General features: G+C 61.8%; 21 protein-coding genes. 8 read left to right on the top strand and 13 right to left on the bottom strand.

From position 1 onward, the window contains the following. Nucleotides 1-4: 4 nt before the first annotated feature. The 4 genes from ACQRBV_RS17565 to ACQRBV_RS17550 form a co-directional block, all read right to left on the bottom strand. A complete protein-coding gene (locus ACQRBV_RS17565; RefSeq protein ID WP_060756874.1) occupies nucleotides 5-973 on the bottom strand; it encodes an iron chelate uptake ABC transporter family permease subunit in 969 nt (322 codons plus the stop codon). Then, nucleotides 970-1,959, bottom strand: a complete 990-nt coding sequence (gene fecC, locus ACQRBV_RS17560) for an iron-dicitrate ABC transporter permease FecC (RefSeq protein ID WP_060756875.1) — start codon at nucleotides 1,957-1,959, stop codon at nucleotides 970-972. Before fecC ends, ACQRBV_RS17565 begins: the two co-directional genes overlap by 4 nt. A 2-nt stretch (nucleotides 1,960-1,961) precedes the next feature. Then, the gene (locus ACQRBV_RS17555) at nucleotides 1,962-2,882 is read right to left on the bottom strand and encodes a Fe(3+) dicitrate ABC transporter substrate-binding protein FecB (protein WP_244699744.1); all 921 of its coding nucleotides are present in this window, start codon (nucleotides 2,880-2,882) and stop codon (nucleotides 1,962-1,964) included. A 131-nt stretch (nucleotides 2,883-3,013) separates the two neighbouring features. After that, the gene (locus ACQRBV_RS17550; protein ID WP_060756877.1) at nucleotides 3,014-3,904 is read right to left on the bottom strand and encodes a LysR family transcriptional regulator; all 891 of its coding nucleotides are present in this window, start codon (nucleotides 3,902-3,904) and stop codon (nucleotides 3,014-3,016) included. A gap of 166 nt (nucleotides 3,905-4,070) precedes the next feature. On the opposite strand from ACQRBV_RS17550, the gene ACQRBV_RS17545 reads away from it, so the two are divergent. The 4 genes from ACQRBV_RS17545 to ACQRBV_RS17530 all read left to right on the top strand — a co-directional run bounded on the left by ACQRBV_RS17545 (nucleotide 4,071) and on the right by ACQRBV_RS17530 (nucleotide 9,287). Then, nucleotides 4,071-5,153 carry a 4-oxalomesaconate tautomerase gene (locus ACQRBV_RS17545; protein WP_198762096.1) on the top strand — a complete coding sequence of 361 codons (1,083 nt, stop codon included), beginning with the start codon at nucleotides 4,071-4,073 and terminating at the stop codon, nucleotides 5,151-5,153. 45 nt (nucleotides 5,154-5,198) lie between these two features. After that, nucleotides 5,199-6,512: a C4-dicarboxylate transporter DctA gene (gene dctA / locus ACQRBV_RS17540; RefSeq protein ID WP_060756879.1), complete on the top strand. Its 1,314-nt coding sequence runs from the start codon at nucleotides 5,199-5,201 to the stop codon at nucleotides 6,510-6,512. A gap of 127 nt (nucleotides 6,513-6,639) precedes the next feature. Further along, the gene (locus tag ACQRBV_RS17535) at nucleotides 6,640-7,944 is read left to right on the top strand and encodes a CitMHS family transporter (RefSeq protein WP_060756880.1); all 1,305 of its coding nucleotides are present in this window, start codon (nucleotides 6,640-6,642) and stop codon (nucleotides 7,942-7,944) included. Nucleotides 7,945-8,033: 89 nt separating this feature from the next. Further along, nucleotides 8,034-9,287, top strand: a complete 1,254-nt coding sequence (locus ACQRBV_RS17530) for an OprD family porin (RefSeq protein WP_161549274.1) — start codon at nucleotides 8,034-8,036, stop codon at nucleotides 9,285-9,287. Here the strand turns inward: ACQRBV_RS17530 and ACQRBV_RS17525 are convergent. After that, complete coding sequence (locus tag ACQRBV_RS17525; RefSeq protein WP_411985009.1) at nucleotides 9,266-10,192, bottom strand: LysR family transcriptional regulator; 927 nt, start codon at nucleotides 10,190-10,192, stop codon at nucleotides 9,266-9,268. The two genes, ACQRBV_RS17530 and ACQRBV_RS17525, sit on opposite strands and share 22 nt — an antisense overlap. A 155-nt stretch (nucleotides 10,193-10,347) precedes the next feature. On the opposite strand from ACQRBV_RS17525, the gene ACQRBV_RS17520 reads away from it, so the two are divergent. After that, a complete protein-coding gene (locus tag ACQRBV_RS17520) occupies nucleotides 10,348-11,388 on the top strand; it encodes an SDR family oxidoreductase (RefSeq protein WP_411985056.1) in 1,041 nt (346 codons plus the stop codon). Between the two features lie 41 nt (nucleotides 11,389-11,429). Here the strand turns inward: ACQRBV_RS17520 and ACQRBV_RS17515 are convergent, their stop codons facing one another. From ACQRBV_RS17515 to ACQRBV_RS17485, 7 genes are all read right to left on the bottom strand, one after another. Beyond that, a complete protein-coding gene (locus tag ACQRBV_RS17515) occupies nucleotides 11,430-11,852 on the bottom strand; it encodes a RidA family protein (protein ID WP_060756882.1) in 423 nt (140 codons plus the stop codon). Nucleotides 11,853-11,863: 11 nt separating this feature from the next. After that, nucleotides 11,864-13,447: a flavin monoamine oxidase family protein gene (locus tag ACQRBV_RS17510; RefSeq protein WP_411985008.1), complete on the bottom strand. Its 1,584-nt coding sequence runs from the start codon at nucleotides 13,445-13,447 to the stop codon at nucleotides 11,864-11,866. A gap of 10 nt (nucleotides 13,448-13,457) precedes the next feature. Beyond that, nucleotides 13,458-14,381 carry an ABC transporter substrate-binding protein gene (locus ACQRBV_RS17505; protein WP_411985007.1) on the bottom strand — a complete coding sequence of 308 codons (924 nt, stop codon included), beginning with the start codon at nucleotides 14,379-14,381 and terminating at the stop codon, nucleotides 13,458-13,460. A gap of 18 nt (nucleotides 14,382-14,399) precedes the next feature. After that, a complete protein-coding gene (locus ACQRBV_RS17500; protein ID WP_161549277.1) occupies nucleotides 14,400-15,173 on the bottom strand; it encodes an amino acid ABC transporter ATP-binding protein in 774 nt (257 codons plus the stop codon). Continuing rightward, a complete protein-coding gene (locus tag ACQRBV_RS17495) occupies nucleotides 15,166-16,131 on the bottom strand; it encodes an amino acid ABC transporter permease (RefSeq protein ID WP_411985006.1) in 966 nt (321 codons plus the stop codon). Before ACQRBV_RS17495 ends, ACQRBV_RS17500 begins: the two co-directional genes overlap by 8 nt. 25 nt (nucleotides 16,132-16,156) lie before the next feature. Then, nucleotides 16,157-18,550, bottom strand: coding sequence for a TonB-dependent receptor plug domain-containing protein (locus tag ACQRBV_RS17490; RefSeq protein WP_411985005.1), 2,394 nt, complete (start codon nucleotides 18,548-18,550; stop codon nucleotides 16,157-16,159). 332 nt (nucleotides 18,551-18,882) lie between these two features. Further along, nucleotides 18,883-19,962, bottom strand: a complete 1,080-nt coding sequence (locus tag ACQRBV_RS17485; protein WP_411985004.1) for a LacI family DNA-binding transcriptional regulator — start codon at nucleotides 19,960-19,962, stop codon at nucleotides 18,883-18,885. Nucleotides 19,963-20,167: 205 nt separating this feature from the next. Between ACQRBV_RS17485 and ACQRBV_RS17480 the strand changes: the two genes are divergently transcribed. Next, the gene (locus tag ACQRBV_RS17480; protein ID WP_411985003.1) at nucleotides 20,168-22,360 is read left to right on the top strand and encodes a TonB-dependent receptor; all 2,193 of its coding nucleotides are present in this window, start codon (nucleotides 20,168-20,170) and stop codon (nucleotides 22,358-22,360) included. Nucleotides 22,361-22,362: 2 nt separating this feature from the next. Beyond that, entirely contained in the window at nucleotides 22,363-23,688 is a 1,326-nt protein-coding gene (locus tag ACQRBV_RS17475; protein ID WP_411985002.1) for an LLM class flavin-dependent oxidoreductase, read from the top strand. A gap of 107 nt (nucleotides 23,689-23,795) precedes the next feature. On the opposite strand, the gene ACQRBV_RS17470 is transcribed toward ACQRBV_RS17475, so the two are convergent. After that, on the bottom strand, nucleotides 23,796-24,659 hold the full coding sequence (locus ACQRBV_RS17470; protein WP_244385445.1) for an amidohydrolase family protein: 864 nt from the start codon (nucleotides 24,657-24,659) through the stop codon (nucleotides 23,796-23,798). A gap of 466 nt (nucleotides 24,660-25,125) precedes the next feature. On the opposite strand from ACQRBV_RS17470, the gene ACQRBV_RS17465 reads away from it, so the two are divergent. Beyond that, nucleotides 25,126-25,323: an NADPH-dependent FMN reductase gene (locus ACQRBV_RS17465; RefSeq protein WP_090369861.1), complete on the top strand. Its 198-nt coding sequence runs from the start codon at nucleotides 25,126-25,128 to the stop codon at nucleotides 25,321-25,323. The last annotated feature ends 42 nt before the right edge of the window (nucleotides 25,324-25,365 follow it).

The following is a 25,365-nucleotide window of genomic DNA, read 5'->3' as shown; positions in this document are numbered from 1 at the left end:
GTCATCAGCCCTTGAAGCGTGCCAGTAACCAAAGAAAATAGGGCGCGCCGATCACCGCCGTGAGCACCCCTGCCGGGATCTCGCTGGGAGCGATCAAGGTGCGTCCGAGGGTATCGGCGAGCACCAGCAGCAACGCGCCGATCAACATCGCCGCCGGCATCAGGTAGTGGTGATGCCCGCCCACCAGGCGCCGCGCCATATGCGGCGCCACCAGCCCAATGAAACCGATCGGCCCGATCACGCCGACGCCCAGGCTGGTGAGCATCACTGCGCAGGCCATCGCCCACCCGCGCGTGCGGTTCAACGCGGTGCCCAGGCTATGCGCCGCCTCATCACCGAGCGCGATCAGGTTCAGTGGCTTGGCCAGGCACAACCCCAGTGGGATCAAAACGAGAAATGGCAGCACCAACCCCACATGGTGCCAGTTGCGGCTCCACAGGCTGCCGGTGAGCGCGAGCAATGCGGTGTTGATATCCAGCGGGTGGGACAGGATCAGGAACTCGGTGATGCTGGACAAGGTCACCGCAATCGCCACCCCGGACAGCGCAAAGCGCACCCCGGAAAAACTCACCCCGCTGTTGTACAACGCCAGCAGCAAAGCCCCGGCCGCCCCACCCAGGCACGCCACCAGTGGCAGCCAGCCAATCGGCAATTGCGGCCAGGTAATGATCGCCACGGTGAGCGCCAGCCCTGCACCCTGGGTCACCCCGAGAATCTCCGGCGAGGCCAGCGGGTTGCGTATCACACCCTGCACTATCGCGCCTGCCAGGCCGAAAGCGCAGCCGGCAAGGATCGCGATCAGGCTGCGCGGCAGGCGGTGGTTCCACACTTCAAAATCGACGGCGTCGTGGGCCAACAGGCGCTCCACTACCGTTTCGGGCGTGAGCCACAGGGTGCCGGCGCTGAGGCTGACAAACGTCACCAGCAGCAACAGGCCCGCCAGCAGCCAAAGGCGAAAGCGTGGCCGAGTCATAGGGCGCGCCTGGCGAGAAAGAGAAAGAATGGCGCACCGATCAACGCGGTGACGACCCCGGCGGGGGTTTCCACGGGGAACGCCACGGCGCGGCTGAGCAGGTCGGCGCCGAGCACAATCACTGCGCCCAGGGCGGCACTCAGCGGGATCAGCCAGCGATAGTCGTTACCGAGAAACTGCCGCACGATATTGGGCGCAATCAGCCCGACGAACCCGATGGGGCCGACGGCACAGACACTGGCGCCCACCAACAACAGACTGGCGACGAAGACCTGCAGGCGCAGGCTGGCGATGCCCACGCCCAACGAGCGGGCGGCCTCCTCGCCCAGGTTGATCAAGTTCAAGCGCGGCGCGCACCACAACGCCCACAGACCGCCGACCAGGGTGCAGGGCCAGAGCAGTTGCACCTGCGCGGCGCCCACGTTGGCCAGGGAGCCGGCCAGCCAGTTGAGGACACTTTGCGCCTGGGCCTCGACCAGAATCACCGTGAGCCGCGTCAACGCCGCGCATAACGCCGCCACGGCCACTCCGGCCAACACCAGGCGCCCTTGGGACGTGGTGGGCGACCAGGCGCCGCCGAGGCTGAACACCGTGACCCAGGCCAGCGCGCCCCCCACGCACGTCATCAACAAGGCGCCACCGGCAAAGGGTGGCGCCACCAGGCCGGTGGAAAACAACGCCAGGCCCAGCGCCGCCCCGGCGGTAACGCCGAACAGAGACGGCGAGGCCAGGCGGTTGCGCGTGATGCCTTGCATCAATGCCCCCGCCAGGCCCAGGCAGGCACCCACCAACGCCGCGCACACCGCACGCGGCACCCGCAGCTGGGCGACGATATAAGCCATGTTGCCGCCCGAGTGACCTTGGTGCACCAGGCCATTCCACGCATCTGCCGGGGTGATCACAAACGGCGACCAGCTATACAGCGAAAGCCAGAACAACCCGCCTCCCAACAGCACGATGCCGGCGGCGGCTAAACTGCGCTGCACGGTTATTGGCTCAGTACGGCTTTGCCGCCCTTGAGAATCGCCAAGGCGTCTTCGGCGATTTGCTCGGAGGCCAATACCCCTCGATTGCGCGCCCAACTGTCACCGTCCACTTCAGCCACATGCTGGTTGCGCACCGCGCCAAGCACCTGCCACAGCGGTTGCTTGCTCCAGGCGTCGACGATGCTCGGACGGCGGTAATGGCCGACCAGCAACCAGCCCGGATCCAGCGCCAGCAGTTGCTCCAGGCTGACAAACTCCGTCGGCGCCGCCTTGGCACGTACCGACGGCACTTTCAGGCCGATGGCTTGCAACACGCTGCCGGCATAGGAGTCCGGGCCGTGCACGGAAAAACTGTCTTCACGCGCAACGCCGAACAGCACACTGGCGCCTGCGGGGATCTGCTGTGCAATCGCCTTCAGGTGCTCACGGTTCTGCGCGATACGCGCCTGCATCTGCGGGCTCTTGCCCAACGCTTTTCCGATCAGTTCGGCGGACTTGAGGCTGCCCTGGTAATCCTCACCGCGCGAGGGCAGCAGCAAGGTCGGTGCGATACTGGAGAGGTCGCTATACAGCGCCTGGTGGCGGTTCAGGTCGGCGACGATCAGGTCAGGCTTGAGCCTGGCGATTTCCTCGATGCTCGGCTGCGAGCGCAAGCCCACGGACGTCCACTGGCCGATGGCCTGGCGCACCTTGGGCAACACGCGGTTGGCGTCGCCATCATCCGCCGCCCCGACAGGCGTGACGTCGACTGCCGCCAGGCTGTCGAGAAAGGAAAACTCCAGTACCACCACGCGCTTGGGCGCATCCGGCAGATGCACGGCGTGCTGGCCGTCATTGAGGTCGATGGGAGCGGCGCATAACACGCTTGAAGAGAACGCCAGGAGACAGGCGGCAAGGGTCGCAATGGAGCGCAGTAATCGCATGAAGCACCTCGGCGTTGACATACCCCGCCCAGGCAGGCCGGGGAAAACGGCGGGTACTATTCCACAACGGCGCGGTGCAATCAAAAAACATTCTTATTAACACCACGCCGGCCGACCAGACGGTCAATGGCTTATTGCGGCCATTGCTCAAGCAATATCGACACGAATTTTTCCGCCGCCGGCGAAAGCGATGCCCCACGGCGGTAGACCAGACCCAACGAGCGGTTCACCACCGGCTCGATCAACGGGACGCTGACCAAGGTGGGATGGTCCTCGGCCGGCATGGCCAGGCTCGGCATCGCCGACACTCCCAACCCAGCCTCCACCAGGCCCAGCGAGGTCGACAGATGCTGGACTTCGTAGAACCACTGCGGCCGCCAGCTCAAGCCAGACAAGGCATGATCGAGCAGCATGCGGTTGCCGCTCAGGCGCCCGACGCCGATCAGGCGGTAATCGCTCAGTTCAGACCAGGTGACCGCACTGCGCTTGGCCAACTCATGATCACGCCGGCAGGCCAACACAAACGGTTCGCTGACCAAGGGCACGAACTCGATGTCCGGGTGCTGTCCACTCATCATGTTGATACCGAAATCAGCTTCCCCACGCAGGACCGCTTCAAGCCCCTCGTTGGCGCTCAAGTCCAGCAGGCGGATGCGGATTTTGGGGTAGCGTTCGTTGTACAGACGAATCACCGAGGGCAGGAAATAGAAAGCAGCCGTCGGGATGCACGCCAGGGTGACCCGGCCGATCTGGCGTTCGGCGAGTTCACGGATATTGAGAATCGACTCGTCGAAGTCGTCCAGCAGGCGGCGTGCCTTGGGCAGGAAATCGCGGCCGACGCTGGTGAGGCTGACCTTGCGCGTGGTGCGATCAAGCAGCGCGGTGCCCAAGCCCTCTTCAAGTTTTTTGATCCGGCGGCTGAGTGCGGGCTGAGACAGGTGCAGGGCATCGGCAGCTTCGTGAAAACTGCCCAGTTCGGCGATCTTCACGAAAGATCGAATGTCGTTAAGCTCATAGTCCACGTTATGCCTCATCCGCTGCAAGGTTCGAAAAGAAAATCCAGCGTAAATTTATCATTCGTAAAACGCAACAATCTCGTCAATTTTTGCATTTGATAGATCTTTTAAAGCTTGAGACTCTTGTTCGCAGAGCATCAATTAACTCGATTGATCAACAAGAGTCAGTATCATGCAAAGAATTCCCTGTGTGCTGATGCGTGGTGGCACCTCCAAAGGCCCGGTATTTCTAGCCTGGGATTTGCCGGCAGCGATTGAGGCCCGTGACGAGCTGCTGCTCAACCTGATGGGGTCCGGCCACGAGCTGGAGATCGATGGCATTGGTGGCGGCAGCCCGCAAACCAGCAAGGTCGCGATTGTCAGCCCCTCACTGCATCCCGATGCGGACGTTGATTACCTGTTCGTTCAAGTCATGGTTTCGCAACGCCGCGTCGACAGCGCGCCCAACTGCGGCAACATGCTGTGCGCCGTCGGCCCTTTCGCCATCGAACAGGGCCTGGTCAAAGGCACGCCGGGGCGCACCCGAGTACGCATTCGCAATGTGAACACCGGGACCCTTATCCATTCGCAGGTGTACACACCGGATGGCAACGTCAGTTACGAGGGCGACACCGCCATCGACGGCGTGCCGGGCACCGCAGCACCGGTGCAACTGACGTTCCTCGATGCGGCCGGCAGCAAGACCGGCAAGCTCTTCCCCACCGGCAACACGCAGGATGTGATCGACGGTATTGCCGTCACCTGCATCGATATGGCGATGCCGATGGTGCTGATCGAGGCTGGCCAACTGGGCAAGCGCGGTGATGAAAGCCCGGCGGAACTGGACGCCGATAAAGACTTCCTGCGGCGGCTTGAGTCATTGCGACTGCAAGCCGGCCAGGCTATGGGCCTGGGCGATGTCAGCCACAAAGTGATTCCCAAGCCGGTACTGGTCTCGCCTGCCAAAGCCGGCGGTACGATCCAGGTTCGCTATTTCATGCCGCACAACTGCCACCGGGCCCTGGCCATTACCGGCTCGATTGGCCTGGCCACCGCGTGCGTGATAGAAGGCAGCATCGTTGCGCAGATGCTCGGCGGGATCAGTACGCCGCGCCCTCAAGCGGTGCGTATCGAGCACCCCAGCGGCGGGATTGATGTCGTATTGTCCTACACCGGGCTCAACAGTGAGACAATCCAGGCATCCGTCGTTCGTACTGCGCGCAGGCTTTTTTCCGGCTACGTCTACGCCACAGATTCACAGCGCCTCGCCGGATAATTCCGGCGGTCGTTGGCATTTTTTGCATCCGCACAATTCTAAAAAATGGGTGATGCCATGAAAGTTGTTAAATCGCTCTACTTCCAGATCCTCTGCGCCGTGGTACTGGGCATCGTGGTCGGGCATTTCTGGGCCCAGCAAGCCATTGCACTCAAACCGCTGGGTGATGCATTCATCAAGCTGATCAAGATGATGATTGCGCCCGTGGTGTTCTGCACCATCGTCACGGGCATCGCCGGGATGAGCGATAAACGCTCGCTCGGACGCCTGCTCAGCAAGACCCTGCTGTTGTTCCTGGGCTTGACGGTGATCAGCCTGCTGATCGGCCTGGTGGCGGTATTTGTGTTCCAGCCGGGCGCGGGCATGAACATCGATCCCAGCCAACTGAGCACCAAAGGCTTGACCCAATACACCGAGTCGGCCGCCAAGCTTGGGGTGGTGGAATTTTTCATGCATATCATCCCGGAGACGTTTATCGGCGCCTTCAGCAAGGGTGAAGTGCTGCCGGTGCTGTTTATTGCGGTGTTGTCCGGCTTTGCCTTGTCATCACTGGGCGAGCGTGGCAAGCCGGTGCTCGATGTGCTCGAGGCCGCCTCGCAGATGGTGTTCAAGATCTTCGCCTACCTGATGCGTTTCGCTCCGATCGGCGCCTTCGGTGCCTTGGCGTTCACCGTCGGCCAGTACGGCATCACGTCGCTGGGCTCGCTGGCCAAGCTGATCATGACCTTGTACATCGCCTGCGGTTTCTTCGTGTTCGTGGTACTGGGCAGCATTTGCCGCGCCAACGGTTTCAGCCTGTGGAAACTGCTGCGCTACTGCCGCGAAGAGTTCCTGGTGGTGCTGGGCACCTCCTCCACCGAGCCGGTCATGCCGCGCATGCTGGAGAAGCTCGAAGCGCTGGGTTGCAAAAAAGGCGTCGTGGGCCTGGTCCTGCCCACCGGCTACTCGTTCAACCTGGACGGCACCGCGATCTACCTGTCGCTGGCGGCGATCTTCATTGCCCAGGCCTGCAATATCGACCTGAGCCTGACGCAGATCATCACCATGCTGGCAATCATGCTGCTGTCCTCCAAGGGCGCTGCCGGCGTCACCGGCAGCGGGTTCGTCGCACTGGCCTCGACCCTGACGGTCATTCACGACATCCCATTGGCCGGCCTGGCGTTGCTGATCGGCATCGACCGCTTCATGTCTGAAGCGCGGGCCCTGACCAGCCTGGCCAGCAACGCCGTCGCGACCGTGGTGATGTCGCTGTCGGAAAATGCCTGCGATCGCGAAACGCTGCACCGGATGCTCGACGCCAAACCCTCTGCGGCACCGGTAGAAGCCTGGGAAGACTTGAAAGTCCCCAAACGCGCTTAGCACTCCCCGGGCAACGCCCCTCCTGACTTGACTCCCTCCCCGCCAGGCGCCTTAGCCCGCCCGGCGGGCCAGGGCTCGTGCGCCTCGGCGTCAGCCATTATTACGATAACAACAAGAGAATCGTCCTATGCTTGCTTTCCTTGGCTTGGCCATGGTGGTCGTATTCACCGTCCTCATCATGACGAAGCGCTTGTCGCCGATCGTCGCGCTCACCGTGGTACCCATCGTCTTCGCGGTGATCGGCGGTTTCGGCGGCACCACCGGCAAGATGATGCTCGATGGCCTGAAAATGGTCGCACCGTCTGCCGCCTTGCTGCTGTTTGCGATCCTGTTTTTCGGCCTGATGATCGATGCGGGCCTGTTTGACCCGCTGATCCGCAAGATCCTCAAGCGGGTCAATGGAGACCCGATGAAAATCGCGGTGGGCACCGCCCTGCTGTCGTTGCTGGTGGCACTCGACGGCGACGGCACCACGACCTACATGATTACCTGCGCGGCCATGCTGCCCCTGTACAAACGCATCGGCATGAACCCGATGATCCTGGCGACCATCTCCATGCTGTCGCTGAGCATCATGAGCGGCATGACACCCTGGGGCGGCCCCGCAACACGGGCGATCGCCGCGCTGGGCCTGGATGCCGGCGAATACTTCGTGCCGTTGCTGCCGACCATGATCGGCGGCGCCCTGTGGGTGGTGTTCACGGCCTTTCTACTCGGGCGAGCCGAGCGCAAGCGCATCGGTAACGTGCAACTGCAAAGCGGTGGCGGCAATTGCTATATCAACGCGATTCTTGAGGACACGCCGCACAAGCGCCCGAAGCTGGCGTACGTCAACCTGGCCTTGGTGATTGCGGTGATGGCGGCCCTGGTGATGGGGCTGATGCACTCTGCGATCCTGTTTCTGATCGGCTTTGTGCTCGCACTGATGATCAACTACCCGCAATTGGACATTCAGAAAGAACGCATCCTGGCGCACTCGGGCAACGCCATGACGGTGGTGCTGCTGGTATTCGCCGCCGGGATTTTTGCCGGGATCTTTTCCGGCACCAAGATGGTCGACGCCCTGGCCCAGACTCTGGTCGACTGGATCCCGCCGTCCTGGGGCCACCTGTTCCCACTGGTGGTGGCGATCACCAGCATGCCGCTGACCTTCGTGCTGTCCAATGACGCCTACTATTTTGGCGTGGTGCCGATCCTGGCCAATGCCGCCGCCGCTTATGGCATCGACCCGGTCGAAATCGCACGTGCCTCGATCCTGGGGCAACCCGTGCACCTGATGAGCCCATTGGTGGCCTCGACCCTGCTGCTGGTGGGCATGGTGGATCGCGATATCGGTGACTTCCAGAAAGCCACCGTCAAGTGGGCTGTGCTGACCTCCCTGGTCGTCACCGCGCTGGCCCTGCTGACCGGCGCCATCAGCCTGTTCATCTGATTCCCCAACGCCACTGCTGCCGTCCAACGCGCCTCGTTCAAGGGGCGCGTGCTGCCCTGCACCCCAATAACAACAATGAGAGAGTTGCCATGAACCCTGTGTATACCCGTCGGGCTCTGTTTTGCGCATTGGGCCTGGTGCCCTTCACCGGTGCCAATGCCGAAGGCTTTATTGATGAAAGCAAGCTCAAGTTGCAGCTGCGCAATGTGTATTTCAACGAGAACTTTCGTGACGAGCACGGCATGAGCGCACGCGCTGCAAGAACCGCAAAAAGCGAACGCACGGAGTGGGCCCAGGGCTTCCTGCTGGATTATCAGTCCGGGTTTACCGCCGGCACCCTCGGCTTCGGCGTGGATGCCCTGGGGCTGTATGGCGTAAGGCTCGATTCAGGCCGCGGCCGCAGCGGCACCGGGCTGATGCCGGTGCACGATGACGGGCGGGCGGCCGGCGAATTTGCCAGCGCCGGCGCTACCGCAAAAGCCCGGTTCGCCAAAACCACCGTCAAGTACGGCACCTTGCTCCCGAAAACCCCGGTGCTGATTTACAACGATGCACGCTTGCTGCCCCAGACCTACCAGGGCACTCAAGTGAGCAGTAACGACATCGAGAACCTGAGCGTCACCGGCGGGCACCTGGACCGCTTCAAACTACGCGACTCCACCAACAGCGTGCCGATCGTGCCGGATGGCTACAGCGGGGCAAAATCGGGGGATTTCAATTACGCCGGGGCCGAGTACAAATGGGGTAAAAACATTCGCTTGAGCTATTTCTACGGGGAACTGGAGAACTTCTACCGACAGAACTTCGCAGGCATCCAGTACGACCTGCCATTGGCCGGTGGCGTGCTGACCAGCGACCTGCGCTACTTCAATAGCGTCGATAGCGGCTCTGCCTACGCCGGCAAAATCGACAATGACATGCTCAGCGGCCAGTTATCCTACGCCATCGCCGGCCATACACTCGGCGGCGGCTATCAGGCCCTACACGGGGATGCCGGGTTGCCCTACATCAGCGGCGCAACCGTGTACTCGTTCAGCAACGCCGGTATCGGCAAATTCATCGAGGAAGACGAGAAGACCTGGATGCTCAGCTACGGCTACAACTTCGCGGCCGCCGGAGTGCCCGGCCTGACCTTCTCGACACGCTACCTGAGCGGCGACGACGGCAAGTCCACGACGACGGTCAAGGAGTGGGAGCGTGATACCGAGCTGGCCTACGTGGTGCAAGCCGGCACGTTCAAGGGATTGGGGGTGCGCCTGCGCAACTACGTCTATCGCTCTGAATTCTCCCGGGGCCGCGACAGCAACCGCCTCTACCTCACCTATGACATCGCGCTCTGGTAGGTCGATATTCGCGGCCCTGGTGGGCCGCTTTCCTGCGGCAAATCACGAAAAAGCTCGAGCAATACCTGCTCCAGGATGCCGAAGAAACATCGGATCTGCGCCTGCTTCAACGCTTGGGGCCGGGTGACCAGATAAACCTCCATATCGGGAAGTTCTAGCTCGGGGAACAGCTCGGTCAGGTCTTTGGCCAGGATACGCGGCAGGACAGCCACGCCCATCCCCTGGCGCACCGACTCCAGCTGTACGGCAAACGAGTTCACGCTGATTTGCTCACGGTCCAGGCCCGCCGCCTTTGCGGCACGCATTTGCGGCAACATATCCAGCGGAGGCAGCAAGGCGATATTGACCGCCGTCTCCAGGGTCACCTGTGGCGATCGCTTCAGGTAGCCGGCATCCGCGAAGACGCCGTAGGCAAGCTTGCCGATGGGCCGATAGATCAGCGATGGCTCGCCCAGGTGCACGGTACGGATCGCGATATCCGCCACGCCACGGACGATCTTGTGAAACTCGGCGGTGACCTGTAACTCCACGGAGCAGCGCGGATGCAGGGCCGTAAAACGCCGTGCGGCCTCCAACACACCAGCAGAAAACCCCTCACCGGCACTGACCAGGACACTGCCCTGTAGCGCTGTGTGCTCCCCGGACAGGTCCACCGCCGTTTGACGCCGCAAGCCCTCCTCCGCAGCCAGGGCGACCTCCACCAGGGATTGGCCACGCGAAGTCAACCAACACCCTTCAACACCTCGCTCCACCAGCGGCTCACCGAGGGCCGCTTCCAGCTGGGTCAGGCGACGGGACACGGTGGACGCCGCGATACCCAGCAACTGGCCCGCCTGCAGAAAACTGCCACGCCGCGAGACAGCCAACAGCAGACGAAGATCATCCCAATTTGCCTGCACCGCCATACCCCTGGTCCTCCATGGTCTGCAAATATGCAAAGCCATTATGCAGCAGTCGCTGTTTTTCAGGCGTGGTCTCAGCGGTATATCTACCGCCCTTCGAAACGACTGGAATGAAATGTATGACCAAGGGCCTCGACCATGACGCAGAACACGCGGTGATGCGCAACGTATTCGTTACGGGATCAACCGGCTTGCTGGGAAACAACCTGGTGCGGGAACTGGTCGCACGTGGCTACGCCGTCAAAGCGCTTGTCCGCTCAAAAGCCAAAGGTGAACAGCAGTTCAACGACCTCCCCACCGTGCAACTAGTGGTTGGCGACATGGCCGACATCGACGCGTTCGCCCCCTCGTTGCGCGGCTGCGATACGGTGTTTCATACGGCAGCGTTCTTTCGCGACAACTACAAGGGCGGCAGCCACTGGGAAGCGCTCGAAAAAATCAATGTCGCCGGTACGCGAGACCTGCTTGACCAGGCCTACCGCGCGGGGGTCCGCCGGTTTGTGCATACCTCATCGATTGCCGTGCTCGACGGCGCCCCAGGCTCCGCTATCGATGAGACATGCCTGCGTGCCGAAGCCGATGCAGATGACTACTACCGCAGCAAGATCCTCGCCGACCGTGTGGTGTTGGCGTTTCTTGAAACGCATCCCCAGATGTTCGCCTGCATGGTGCTGCCGGGCTGGATGTGGGGCCCGGGTGATATCGGCCCGACCTCCTCGGGACAATTGGTCAAGGATGTCGTCAACGGCAAGTTGCCCGGGCTGATCCCCGGCACCTTCTCCGTGGTCGATGCCCGTGATGTGGCCTGGGCTCTGATTGCCGCGGCGCAAAACGGACGACGGGGCGAGCGCTACCTCGCGGCCGGTCGGAACCTGACCATGCGCCAGTTGGTGCCTGCCCTGGGCCGGATCGCCGAGGTCAAAACCCCTGCCCGGCAACTGCCACTGCCCGTGCTCTACCTGTTGGCGGCGGTGCAGGAAGTGTATGCGCGCCTGACCGGCAAGCCGGTTTTGCTGAGCATGGCGACGGTGCGCCTATTGGTAAGAGAGGAGCACCGCACCGGCTTCAACCCTCGCAAGAGTGAACAAGAGCTGGGCCTGAGTTTTCGAGGGCTGGAGCAGACCCTTTCCGACACCGTGGCCTGGTATCGCAAGCATGGCGGGTTCAACAAAAACCAGGGCGCAACAGACAAGATCTGATGCGTCACGGTCCTGCACAGAACCGTGAACAGCGAATGGAATCATGCCGTCCGGGCGGCAATCGCCTCCACTTCCACCAGCGCACCGGGCAACGGCAAGGCCACCACTTGCAACGCGGTGCGCGTCGGTTTGTTGGGCTGCTCCGGCGTGCCGAAGAACTGCGTATAGCCGCGCTGCAGCCCGGCGAAATCCAGCTGGCCGGCGGTTTCCTCGGCGCCCACCAGAAAGACGCGCAGTTGCACGATATCGCCCAGGTCGAGGTCTTGCTGGCGCAAGATCCTGCGGATTTTGTTGAACACCGAGACCGTCTGTATTTCGGTATTGCCGTAGGCGGCCGGGACGTTCGGATCGACCAGGTCCGGCAAGGTACCGCTGACAAACACCAGGCTCGCCGACGCGGGGACGGTGACGGTCTGCGAGATCGGGAAATCACCGAGACCGGTGCGTTGAATGCTGTCGCTCATGGTGTTGCTCCTTATGAAGCGGCCACTGCCGCCATCTGTCGTTGATGAGTCACCCGTTCAGCCAGTTGCCCGACCACATACCGCGCCGAGTTGGCCGCCGACTCCTGCCAGATACCCACGCCGCTCTGCACCAGGCCGTCACCGGCGAAATACACACGGCCGTGGGGTTGCTCCAGCAAGGCGCTGGCGTCGGCCGGGAAGTGTTCGCGTTGCAGCCAGGGGCCTTCGCTGTAGGGGATCTGCTCCCACGACACCGCCAGCGGGTGGCGCAGGTGCCTGGAGTACCCCGGATGCAGCCACTCCACGGCGTCCCTGGAGGTGGCGTACTGCTGGGCCAACGGCTGTGCGCCAAACACGTCGGCGCCCTCCCCGGTGACGTAACCGGCCACCAACACACCTTCGCGGGTGTTGAGGTCGTTGCTCGGATACCACAGCAGGCGTGCCGGGTGCTCGATCCAAGAGAGGCCGCCATAGGTGCGGTAGTCAGTCTCCCAGAAGCGCGGGGATTGCCACGCCACCTTGGTCGCCTGATCGCTGCGTGTGCTGCGCAAGGCGGCCTTGATCGGGTCGCTGAAGTCGGTGTCGAGCCTGGCCAAGAGCGGCAGCGGCAAGGTCGAGACCAGATAATCAGCCCGCACCACCTGTTCGCGCCCGCTGAGTGAGTCGTGGTAGGTCACCGCGACGCCGTCTTCGAGCTGGCGGACCTGGCGGACTTGGGCGCCCAGTTGCACCTGCCCACGCACGCGCTGGTAGAACGCCTCGGTGATGCGGTCCATGCCGCCCACGGGCTGGAACATTGTGGCCGAGAACTCCGGAAATTCAGTGTGCAACAACGCGCCCCAGAGTTCGGGGTGCAGCAGCCGATCCAGCGCCAGCGGGCGGCGGCTGTCGGGCAAGGCGCCGGGATGGGCCGGTGAGTCGAGGTGGCCTGAACGAAGCGTGCCTTCGAACGCCAGCTCTTGGGACAAGTCGCCATACACTTGCAAGAACGCCAGCAACCGGGTGCGTTCTTCGCCGCTCAAGACATCATCGAGGGCATCGCGTTGCACCGCCTTGGCCAGCAAACCAGACAAGTGCCCACGCGCGTCGTTGATCGCCTGGCCCACCGTGAACGCCGGCTGTTGCAGGTCCGGCCGCACCTGGGCGCCATGGCTGCTGTTGACCAGCACTTCCAGCGGCACCCCCAGCTCGCTGCAATAGTCGAGTATCGTGCGGTGCTGGCTGGGAATCCGCGCCGGCCCCGCATTGAAGTAGTGGCCTTGGTCAAAGGCGGCGGTTTGCGTACGGCCGTCCAGGTAGTCCACGCGGTCGCCGTTACGGATTGTCCACGTGCGCCCGCCGACTCGCTCGCGAGCCTCCAGCACTTGCACGCTGAACCCGGCGCGGCTCAGTTCCAGGGCGCTGACCAGCCCGGCGATGCCGGCGCCGAGCACCAGCACGCGGGTGCCCTGCCCCAAGCCTGCGTTGAGTTTCAGGGGTTGCGGCCGGCGGTGCGACGAAGGCCCCAGGCCCAATACCGCCAGGGCATCCTTGATGGCGTGCTCGCCGCCTATTGCAGCAATCGTCGAGAGTGCTTCACGTCGTGTCAGTCCCATGTCGTTGCTCCTAGTCCGGCAGGCCCGGTGGGTTGATCCGCGACTGGTCGACACGCTCCACATCCAGGCCCCAACGCTGCAGCACCTGTTCGTATTGACCACCGGCAATGGCGCCCTCCAACGCAGTGTGGATCGGCTTGACCAGACCGTTGTCCTTGCGGGTGGTCACGGCGATATCCGCCTGCAGCGGCCAGCCGCCATTCACGGTGCCGACACGCTTGATGCCGCCGGTGATCGCCGCCGAATAGGCATACACCGAATTGGGCCCGAACAACGCATCGCTGCGCCCCGACTGCACCGCCAACTGGGCGGCGGCCTGGTCGTCGAAGTACTGCAACAACGCAGGCTTGATGCCGGCCTTTTCATTGGCCTCGTTCCAGGCCAGCAGGACTTTCTCCTGGTTGGTACCGGAGCCGACAATGATCTTCAGCCCGGCAATGTCCGAGGCTTGCTTGATCTGGCTGATCTGGCTGGTGCTCTTCACATAAAAACCGAGCACATCCTGGCGATACGTGGCGAAGTCAAAACGCTTCTTGCGCGCCTCGGTCACGGTGACGTTGCTGATCACCGCGTCGTATTTGCCCGAGCTGACACCCAGGGGCCAGTCTTCCCAACTGGTCTGCACCACGTTGAGCTGCAGGCCCAAGCTATCAGCGACCAACTGCGCGGTGTCGGCTTCGCTGCCGATGGTGGTCTTGTCGTCATTGGCCAGCAGCGCCAGGGGTGGCCCGGCCACGCCGGACACGGCCACCGTGAACTTGCCCGGCTGGGCGAACTTGAAGCCCGGCGGGATCTGCGCGATGGCGGCTTCATTGCGCGGCGCATGGATGCGCACGCGGTCGGGGCTGAGGTCGACCTGTTGCACGGCGTACGCGCTATGCGCGGTGCCGACGGCGAACGTGAGCAAGGCCAGGCGGGCGGTGTGGATGAGCATGGGCAGTCACTCCTTGAACTAAAGCACCTTGCCGAGAAAGGCCACGGTGCGGGGATGTCGGGGTTGGCGGAAGATCTGTTCGGGCGGGCCTTCTTCGATCAGTTGACCGTCGCAGAGAAACACCACGTGGTCGGCCACTTCGCGGGCAAAACCGATCTCGTGGGTGACGATCACCAGGGTCACGCCCAGTTGGGTCAGGCCCTTGATCACGTCGAGTACTTCGCCTACCAGCTCCGGGTCGAGTGCCGAAGTCGGCTCATCGAACAGCAGCACCTTGGGGTCCAGCGCCAAGGCTCGCGCAATGGCGACCCGCTGTTGCTGGCCGCCGGAGAGCTGGCGTGGGTAGGCATCGGCCTTGTCCGCCAGGCCGACCTTGGCCAGCATCGCGGCCGCCTTGGCCCGCGCCTCGGTCTTGCTCCAGCGCTTATGGGCCAGAGGCGCTTCGGCGATGTTTTCCCAGGCGGTGAGGTGCGGGAACAGGTTGAAGTTCTGGAACACGAAACCGACGTCGATACGACGCTTGAGAATCTCGCGCTCCTTGAGCTCAAACAGCAGGTCGCCCTGGCGTCGATAGCCGACGTATTCACCATCGATGGTGATATGCCCGCTGTCGATCTTCTCCAGATGGTTGATGGTGCGCAGCAACGTGGATTTGCCCGAGCCGGAGGGCCCGAGGATCACCGTGACTTTGCCCGGGTCGATGGTCAGGTCGATATCCCGCAAGACCTGCTGGTGGCCAAAGCGCTTGCCCACGCCCTGGATCTGGATGCGCCCGGCGCGTGCTTCAGCCATGGGTTTTCTCCTTGAACCAGCCGCGCACGCGTTGCAGCGGCGTGGGCGGCAATACGCGGGCGGTGCCGCGGGCAAAGTGGCGCTCGACGTAGTACTGGGCGCTGGTGAGCACGGTAGTGATGAGCAGGTACCACACGGTCGCCACGATCAGCAGCGGGATGACCGCCTGGGTGCGGTTGTAGATGACCTGCACGGTGTAGAACAGCTCGGGCAAGGCCAGCACGTACACGATGGAAGTGCCCTTGACCAGGCCGATGATTTCGTTGAAACCCGACGGCAGGATCGAGCGCAGCGCCTGGGGCAGGATGATGCGAAAGATGCGCCGCGAGGCGGGCAGGCCCAGGGCTGCCGCCGCCTCATGCTGGCCGGCGTCGACACCGATCAGGCCGCCGCGAATGATCTCCGCCGCATAGGCCGCCTGCATCAGGCTCAAGCCCAGCACCGCTACGGTGAATTGGCTGAGCACATCCACCGTCGACCACTCGGCGAACACCACCTCGGTGAACGGCACAGCGAGCACGATGTGGTCATACAGATAGGCGAAGTTGTAGAGGATGATCAGCACCAGCAGTGCTGGTATCGAGCGGAAGAACCAGATGTAGCCCCAGGCCAACGCCGCCAGCAGCGGCGACCCCGACAGCCGCGCCAACGCCAGCGCGGTGCCGAGGATGACGCTGAACACAGTACTGAGCAGCGTCAGCAGCAAGGTCTGGCCCAAGCCGCGCAGCACCGACGGCGAGAAGAACCACTGGCCGAACACCCCCCACTCCCAACGCGGGTTGGTGGCCAGGGAATGCACAATGGCGAGTAGCACCAATGCGGCGAATATCGACCCGGCCCAGCGCCAGGGATGCCGGGCGGGCACCACCTGCAGGGCCTTGATCGGCGGGGTGACGCGGGCCTGGCGAACCGGGCCGGCCTGATCAATCAGGTCATAGGATTTGGCGACGATCGGCATGTTCTGTTCCTCGCTCGTGCAGGCGTTAGAAGGCGTAGGTCAAACGGGTGTAGTAGTACCCGCCGGTAAAACCGTAGGGCGAATAGGTGCCGTAGCTGGCGAGCATGGTGCTGCTCGGCACGCCTTGTTTCTTGGGGTAGAGGTCGAACAGGTTCTTGGCGCCGACGGCGATGTTCAGGGCTTTGGTGAGGTTGTAGCCAAGGTCGAGGTCGGTGATCCAGCGGGCGTTGTAGACCCGGTCGAGGTCACGATTGGCCGAGGAGTTGACCTCCTTGTACGACCCGTAGCGGGTCAATGCCAGGTTGAGGTTGAAACGGTCGATGCTCCAGTCGCCGCCCAGGATCAGCTTGGTATTGGGTTGCACACCGGTGATCAGGTTGCGGGCCTGACGGTCCATCAAATCGTAGGCGGTGCCCAGAATGGTGGTGGATGCCTGGTAATTGAGGATCCGGGTCTGGTTCCAGTTGAACGCCGCCGTCCATTTCAACGCGCCGAATTGGCCGAGGTCCTGGTTGTAGTTGCCCACCAGGTCGAGCCCCTTGGTGCGGGTGTCGGCACCGTTGATGAAGTACTGGCCGCCGGACGTGGAATTGATGCCGTTGTTCTGCAACACCTGGGTGACTTCGGGGCCGAGCAAGGTGCCGGTGAGGGTGATGCGGTCGCGCAAGTTGATCACGTAGGCATCGGCGGTGAAGTTCAAGCGGTCGGAGGGCGTGAAGGTGAGACCGAGACTGAAGTTGGTCGAGCGCTCGGGCTTGAGATCCTGCGCGCCGAGGGCTTTGGCCGCTGCCGAGCCCACCGGCAATACGCCGTAGTTGATCGATTGGTACACACCATCAACCACCCCGTACGTGGTGGAACGCGCACTGAACAGGCTGTTGGCCAGGGACGGCGCACGAAAACCATTGCTGACCGTGGCCCGCACGGCCAGTTGCGGCGTGAAATCGTAACGGGTGGTCAACTTGCCGCTGCGGGTGGCGCCCACGCCTTCGTTGTAATGCTCATAACGAAAGGCCGTGCCGACGTACCAGTCCGGCAGCGGGTTGAAACCCACATCGACGTAACTGGCCAGGCTGTTGCGCGAGGCGCTGCTTTCTTCAGCCGGCGAAATACCATTGGTGACTTGGGCCCCCGACGAGGCGCAATTACCCGGCGCCACGCAATAGCCGCCGTTGGCATAGGAGGCGTAGTCACCGGCCTGCACCTCATACGTGTCGCGTCGATGCTGGAAGCTGTAGGACAGATCGAGCGGCTTTTGCAGGCCGATATCGAAGCCGCGCTTGAAGTCCAGGTTGGTGGTCAGCTCGGTGGAAACCCAGGTGCCGGAGGTGAAACTGTTCGGCGTGGCTTCACCCAGGGACGGGTTCTGGTTATGCGTGGTGCCCTGCTCCGCTTCGTTGCGCCCGTAGGTGGTGGACAAGTCCCAGTTCCACTCACCGATAGTGCCTTTGCCGCCGACGGCCGCCTGGAAATCGTCTTCGTCGATATACCAGGTAGGCGTGTAACCGGCCGGGTAACCATTGGGCCCGGTGGTGATGGTGTTGGTGATGGTCGGCAGGCGGAAGTTCTGGCCCTGCTCGGCCTTGCGCCGCGAATAGGTGGTGAAGGAGTACAGGCTGAGGCTGTCATCGACCGGCAGCTCGGCGTTGTAGCCCAGGGTCAACAGGTTGGTCTTGGGCGTGCCGTAGCCGCCATAAGTAGCCTTGCCCGCCAGGCCATACGCCTGCTCATAGGTGTAGCCGTTGGCGCTGGCTTTGTTGTCGTCATTCTGGCTGCGCGCATCCAGCGCCAGTTGCACGATACCGCCGTCACCGATCTCGAAGCCTTTGTTGAGGCTTTGCTGCACGGTCTGCTTCTTGCCGTCGTAACCCTGGCCGATGTTGGTGACCGAGGTGCCGCTGGTGTCGGCCTTGAGAATCACGTTGATCACGCCGGCAATGGCATCGGATCCGTACTGGGCGGCGGCGCCGTCGCGCAGCACTTCCACATGGTCGATGGCGCTGATGGGGATCAGGTCGAGATCGGCCGGTGCCGCCCCCGTGTTGATACCGTTGATGTTCAGCGTGGCGCTGGTGTGGCGGCGCTTGCCATTGACCAGCACCAGCACCTCGGCGGCGCTCAGGCCACGTAGGTTGGGCGCACGGGCAATGCCGCTGGCGTCCCAGCCGGTTTTTTCCGGCAAGGTGAGCGACGGGATGACCGCGCTCAAGGCTTCCATCAGGCCGGGCTTGCCGGTGCTCTGCAACTGCTTGGCGCTGACCACATCGATAGGCACCGGGCTGCTGGTGACCGTACGCTGCTCGGCGCCACGGTTGCCGGTGACGACCACCGTGGTCAGGGTACTGTCGTCCTGGGCTTGTGCAGCGTTGGCCAGCATGGCCAGTGCCAGCGCGGCGGTGGGTTGCAAGACTTGTTTCATATCCACTCCAGCATTTCCAAATCGCGAAGTCGGGCAGACACGCCGTCGGGGTGACGGCGCGGTGTCAGAAGGTGTTTCGGCGGTTTGGGCTAGGTGTGGCGAGGGGGTTGAATCAGCAACATGGGTTGAGCTCCCTTCCAACGATTCGCGGCGGGCTCAGGGGTTGATCACCCTGGCATGGTGCGCGGAATCTGAATCACGCTGGGTACCATCCGGGGTCAGGGGTAGGCTGTTGAGTCCAAACATAACGGAATGGATTTCAAAAATATAATGCTGTTTTGGTATAAGCTAATATTCTCTAATTTTATTATTTATAAAAATCTTTATTCATATTAAGAATGTTTTATGGATGATCTGAGTCCTGGTGACACCCGTGTGCTTTCGCGTTCGATCAAGTGGCACTCCAACCGACTCAGCCGTTGCACCTCATGTTCAACCGGCAGTACGCCGAGACTTTCCAGCACGCGGGTTGCGGCCAGAACACCTATCTCCAATGCGGGCGGCTTGATCGTACTCAGGCTGGGCAACAGCATTTCGGCGAACGGATAATCGCCGAAACCCAGCACCGCGCAATCCTGGGGGATGTTCACACCGGCGCGCTGACCGGCGAGCAATCCACCGGCGGCCAGGTTGTCATTGGCAAAGAAGATTGCATCCGGCGGCGTGGCGTGGCGCATGAGCGCGTCCATTGCCTGCTTGCCGGCTTCGAACGGAGCGCTGCCGGCATCGGGGGTAAAGACTCTGGGTTGCGCGCCTAGCTCGATCAGCGTCGCGGCAAAACCTTCACCTCGCTCCATCGCACTGAAGTCACCGATGGCGCTGTTCTGTACAAAAGCGATGCGGCGGTAGCCCTGGCCGTGCAGGTAACGCGCAGCGGTGACGCCCACTTCGTAATGGGAGAAGCCGATCTGTAACGGTTCGCGCTCGGGCACGTAATCCCAGGTTTCCACCACTGGAATATCGACGTCAGCGATCATCTTTTCGGTGCCGGCACTGTGAAAACGGCTCGTCAGCACCAGCGCCGCCGGCGACCAACCGAGGAATGCGCGCACCGCCCGTTCCTCCTGCTCGGCACTGAAGTAACTCGATGCCAACAAGAGCTGATAACCATGCTGAGCGAGGGTGTCGCTGACCCCCTGTAGAGTATTGGCGAAGATCGGCCCGGAAATATTCGGGATCACCATCGCCACGATGCGCCCTCGAGCCGACGCCAGCCCGCCAGCGACCAGGTTGGGCACGTAACCCAACTCGGCCACCACCTCGGCAATGCGTTCGCGGCGCTCCACCGAGACTTGCTCCGGCTGGTTGAAATAGCGTGACACGGTGATCGCCGACACGCCTGCCTGCCGGGCGACGGTGTTGAGGGTAACGCGCCCTGCGCCACGACGTTTACGCGGTTTCTCTTCGCTCACAAGGCCATCCTGATAAAAACCAAAAAGAATATAGGGCTAATTTTTAAATATTTGACGTTCTAAAACGCGCCCAACAATAATGCCGATGTTAGCGCTAACAAAGCGTAATGTCTGCTACTCGCTCGAGCGAATGCCAAAGACGATTTCACAGGCGTTACCGTCGTAGAACGGTAACGGTCCAGGGCATTTTTTGAGCGGGCAAAGCATGTACAACTTTCCAAGACACTCTCAACTGCTGTTTCTCGCCGGCCTCACCATGCTGCCCTTGCCGGGCGCATTTGCGGCCGACGAGCAGGAACCGACGCTCAACGCCGTGACCGTCACTGCCACGCGCCGTGAAGAATCGCTGCAGAAAGTCCCAGTGGCCGTCTCCGTGCTGGATGGCGAACAACTGGAGCGTGACAACCGCAACGGTGTGGCCAGTATTGCCCAGCAGGTACCGTCACTGAACTTCCGCACCGGCGCCTCGAACAAGGACACCTCGCTATTCGTGCGCGGCGTGGGCACCATCTCCACCTCCCCCGGTGTCGAGCCGACGGTGGCTACGGTGATCGACGGCGTGGTCTACGCCCGCCCCGGCCAGGCCACCCTGGACTTGCTGGACCTGGAGCGCGTCGAAGTGCTGCGCGGCCCGCAAGGCACACTGTTCGGTAAAAACGCGTCGGCCGGTGTGCTGAACATCACCAGCAAAGCGCCCAGCGCCGAACCCCACGGCTATATCGACCAGTCCTGGTACAGCGGCAACGAAAGCCGCACCCGTTTCGGCATCGGCGGCAGCCTGGTGCCGGATGTGCTCAAGGGGTCGATCAGCACCTTGTTCGGCAGCTACGACGGTAATGTCGACAACAAGCATAACGGGCAAGAAGTAAACGGTTACAACCACAAGGGCATCCGCGGCAAGTTGGAATTTACCCCCAACGACGACGTGAAATTGACCCTGATCGCCGACTACATGCAGTCCCACGACGACGCGCCAAACGGCGTGGTGAGCAAGTCCCTGACCCCGGCGTTCGCCAACGCGCTGGCGCCGGTGCGCGCTTCCGGCGACAACCGCGACATCAACACCGACACCCGCAGCCATGTGGAAGACACCAACAAGGGGCTTTCGGCCCAATTGGACTGGAACCTTGGCGACTACACCCTGACCTCGATCACCGCGTGGCGCGGCTGGGATAACACTCAGTACCAGGACGGTGACCGCCTGGGCACGGTGACTGCCACGTTCCCCGGCACCGCCGACAAAGGCGAGCTGGCGTTCGATCAATACTCACAGGAACTGCGCCTGGCCTCACCCAAAGGTGAGTTTCTTGAATACGTCGGTGGTCTGTTCTACATGCACGGCAAGGATGAAGAAACCTATCAGCGTACGCTGACGACTCCCTCGCGCACCGACCGTGGCGTCGCCGACTACAGCACCACCAGCGACAGCAGTGCAGTATTCGGCGAGACCACGCTGAACTTCACCTCGCGCTTTCGCGGCATCGCCGGACTGCGCTACACCCATGACGAGCTGAAATATGCTCACCGTCGTGTCTCCACCTCGGCCACCACGGTCAGCGGGATTCAACCCGCCACGTCCAGCTCGGGCTCGGTGGACGAGGATGGATGGTCCGGCCGCCTGGGCGTGCAGTACGACATCAGCGACAACCTCACCAGTTACCTGACTTACTCGCGTGGCTACAAAGGCCCGGCGTACAACGTGTTTTTCAATATGCAACCGCGTGACACCAGCGCGCTCAAGCCAGAAACCTCCAACACCTGGGAAGCCGGGATCAAGGCCACGGCCTGGAACAACCGCCTGACGACCAACCTGGCGGTGTTTCACAGCGACTACGACAACTATCAGGCCAACTTCTTTGACACGGTTGCCGGCCAGGTCGTGACACGCTTGATCAACGCCGGCAGCGTCAGCACTGAAGGTGTCGAGCTGGATTACGCCTTGCAGGCCACCCAACAGCTCAAACTCTCCGGCGCCCTGGCGTATACCCGTGCGCGCATCGATGAGTTCGCCTGCCCGGCCGGCGCAGCGGCAACCTGCAACGTCAATGGCAAGCCATTACCCTTCAGCCCGGACTGGAAAAGCTACATACGCGCCGACTACAGCATCCCGTTGGACAACGGCCTGGATATCGAACTGGGTACCGACTACAGCTGGCAGAGCGAAGTGCAGTACGACATCAGCCAGAACGTCGACACCCGACAAGGCGCCTACGGGATCTGGAATGCCAGCGTTGCCCTGGCCGACTACAGCCATGGCTGGCGCGTGGCCCTCCTCGCCAAGAACCTTGCCGACAAGTCCTACTCGCCGCTGCTGGCCAGCGGTGGCAACTACATCTACCGCGCCGTGCCCCGTGACGATGAACGTTACTTCGGCGTGCAACTGCGCAAGGACTTCTGAGCATGAGCCGTCAACTGAAGCTCGGCGCCTTTCTCATGGCCACCGGTCACCACGTCGCCGCCTGGCGTCACCCGGATGTACCGGCCGATGCCGGGCTGGATTTCGCCCAATACAAACATTTGGCACGCGTGGCCGAAGCGGCAAAATTCGATGCCTTGTTCGTGGCTGACAGCATTGCAGCGGCCGCGGGCGAGATTGCCAGTCACATGGCGCGTTCGGACCATTTTGAGCCGCTGACCTTGCTGTCGGCGCTGAGTGCCGTGACCGACCACATCGGCCTGATCGCGACAGCGACCACCACGTACAACGAGCCCTACCATGTGGCGCGTAAATTCGCCTCGTTGGATCACTTGTCCAATGGGCGGGCGGGCTGGAACCTGGTGACGTCTGACGCTGCCGCCGAGGCGCAGAATTTCGGCCGCGACGAACATCTGGGCCATGCTGAACGCTACAGCCGTGCGCGGGAATTTCATCAGGTAGTGACCGGGCTGTGGGACAGTTGGGAAGACGATGCCTTCGTGCGCGACAAGGCCAGCGGCACCTACTACGACCCGGCGAAGCGGCATGTGCTGGATCACGTCGGCGAGCACTTTCGCGTCAAAGGCCCACTGAATGTGGCGCGCTCGCCACAGGGCCATCCCGTGATTGTGCAGGCGGGCTCATCAGAAACCGGTCGTGAGTTGGCGGCGCAAACCGCCGAGGTGGTGTTTACCGCGCAGACGTCACTGGAACAGGCCCAGGCGTTTTACGCCGACCTCAAAGGGCGCCTGGAAAGCTACGGGCGCGCGCAGGATTCGCTGAAAATCATGCCGGGCATGTTTGTCGTGGTCGGGCAGACCGAAGCCCAGGCGCAGGCGAAATTCGAGGCATTCCAGGCGCTGGTCGAGCCGCAAGTCGGCGTGGCATTACTGGGGCGCATGCTGGGCAATTTTGACCTGTCGGGCTACCCCCTCGACGGGCCACTACCCGAACTGCCCTTGACCGACAGCGGCCAGCGCAGCCGTCAGCAACTGCTCAGCGAGCTGGCCAGTCGCGAGCACCTGACCCTGGCGCAACTGGGCCGGCGCATTGCCGGTGGCCGCGGGCATTACAGCGTGATTGGCACACCTGGGCAGATCGCCGATGAGCTGCAGCACTGGTTCGAAAACAACGCGGCCGATGGTTTCAATATCCTGGTACCGCACCTGCCGGGCGGGCTTGAAGATTTCACCCGGTGGGTGGTGCCCGAACTGCAACGGCGTGGCCTTTTCCGCACCGAATACACCGGCGCTACCCTGCGTGAAAACCTCGGTTTGGCGCGCCCTGCCAATCGTTTTGAAAGGACCTGACATGGGGATTTGTCTGCCGGAACCGCCTGCTGCCTAAAGCCATTGAAGTCAAAAACGCTGTCGATGGCGGCATTCGTGGATGAGATGGCTTTGCTGAAAAAATTCCGTCACCCAAGGCCGAGCACCTTGATCGCATTCTCTTTCAGAATCAAAGCATGGACTTCCTCTTTAAAACCGGCCTGGGTGAAATCCTTCATCCAGCGATCCGGGGTAATCAACGGATAGTCAGAACCAAACAACATCTTATGTTTCAGCAAGGTATTGGCGTACTGCACCAACTGAGGTGGGAAGTACTTGGGCGACCAACCCGACAGGTCGATGTAGACATTCGGTTTGTGCAGGCACACCGACAGTGCCTCATCCTGCCAAGGCCATGAGGGGTGCGCCAGGATGATTTTCATCTCGGGGAAGTCCGCTGCGACATCGTCCAGGTACATAGGGTTGGAGTACTTCAAGCGCAACCCTCCTCCCCCCGGCATGCCACTGCCGACACCTGAATGGCCACTGTGGAAAATGGCCGGCAAGCCATATTCCGCAATGACCTCGTACAGTTGATAGGCCATGCGATCATTCGGGAAAAAGCCCTGGCAGGTCGGATGAAACTTGAACCCCTTGATGCCGAAATCCTCGATCAGACGGCGCATTTCCCGAACCCCCATTTTTCCTTTATGGGGATCCACACTGGCAAACGCCATCATCATGTCAGCGTTGTCCTGAGCGGCGCGAGCCACCTCTTCGTTGGGCACCCGCCTGCGCCCGATCTCGAACTCCCAGTCCACGGTGAACATCACCAGGCCAAGCTTGCGCTCACGGTAATAAGCAATGGTTTCGTCGATGGATGGTGGTGAACCGGATTTGAAGTATTTGCGTTTGGCGTCTTCGAACTCGATGCGATAGTCATCATCCGGTTCATGACAGGAGAACTCGGCATGGGTGTGCACATCGATAGCGACCAGATCGGCGATGTTCATTTCAGCTCCTTCAACAGTCAGGCAAACGGCAAGCTAGCGGCGAACATTCGCCAGTTGCCGATCCGGATCGATACCGGCATGCGGCGCCTCGGTTTTTTGGCGCGTCTACCGTTTTTGTTGAGGCGAAATTAGCCTTTCAAATTAGTTACGTCAATTAATTATTCTCTACCGCAGATCAAACCGACTGACTCGCCTTGACTCCGACGCCCCTCCTCCTAAGCTCGCAAACCTGCAATTTTAGGCGACATCAGATCATTAAAAATCAGGCTGACTTAACATTGACGAGGCCGTTTCCGACATCTAAAACCGACAACTAGTTAATTAAAGAAACCAAATAAAGGGCCCAGCGTTCATCTCCCGGGAGGGCAGCGGCTGCGACGCCTATCGCGAATGATAAGTTTACGCCTGACCCGACCAAGCTTCCGTGCCAAACTCCAGCGACTCCTAAACCACGAACGGTGTTGAAATGGCGCGTTTGCTCGCTGTCTCGGGAAGTCTGCGTCAGGCCTCTTCCAACTCAATTTTGTTACGAGCAGCGGAGCGTCTCTGCCCCGAAGGGATATTGATCACGCATTACGAAGGCATCGGAGAATTGCCACACTTCAACCCAGACCTGTTCGAGGATCCCCCCGAGACCATCATGGCGCTACGCTCGATTATCTGACTGCCGGATAGACGAAAGAATGGGCCTCCAGTTCAGGGGAGG

Origin of the sequence: Pseudomonas sp. R11F, assembly GCF_050312575.1 — a bacterium.
Classification (GTDB): Bacteria; Pseudomonadota; Gammaproteobacteria; order Pseudomonadales; family Pseudomonadaceae; genus Aquipseudomonas; species Aquipseudomonas palleroniana.
Note: the sequence above shows the minus strand (reverse complement) of the source record. Positions and strands in the feature narration are given on the sequence as shown.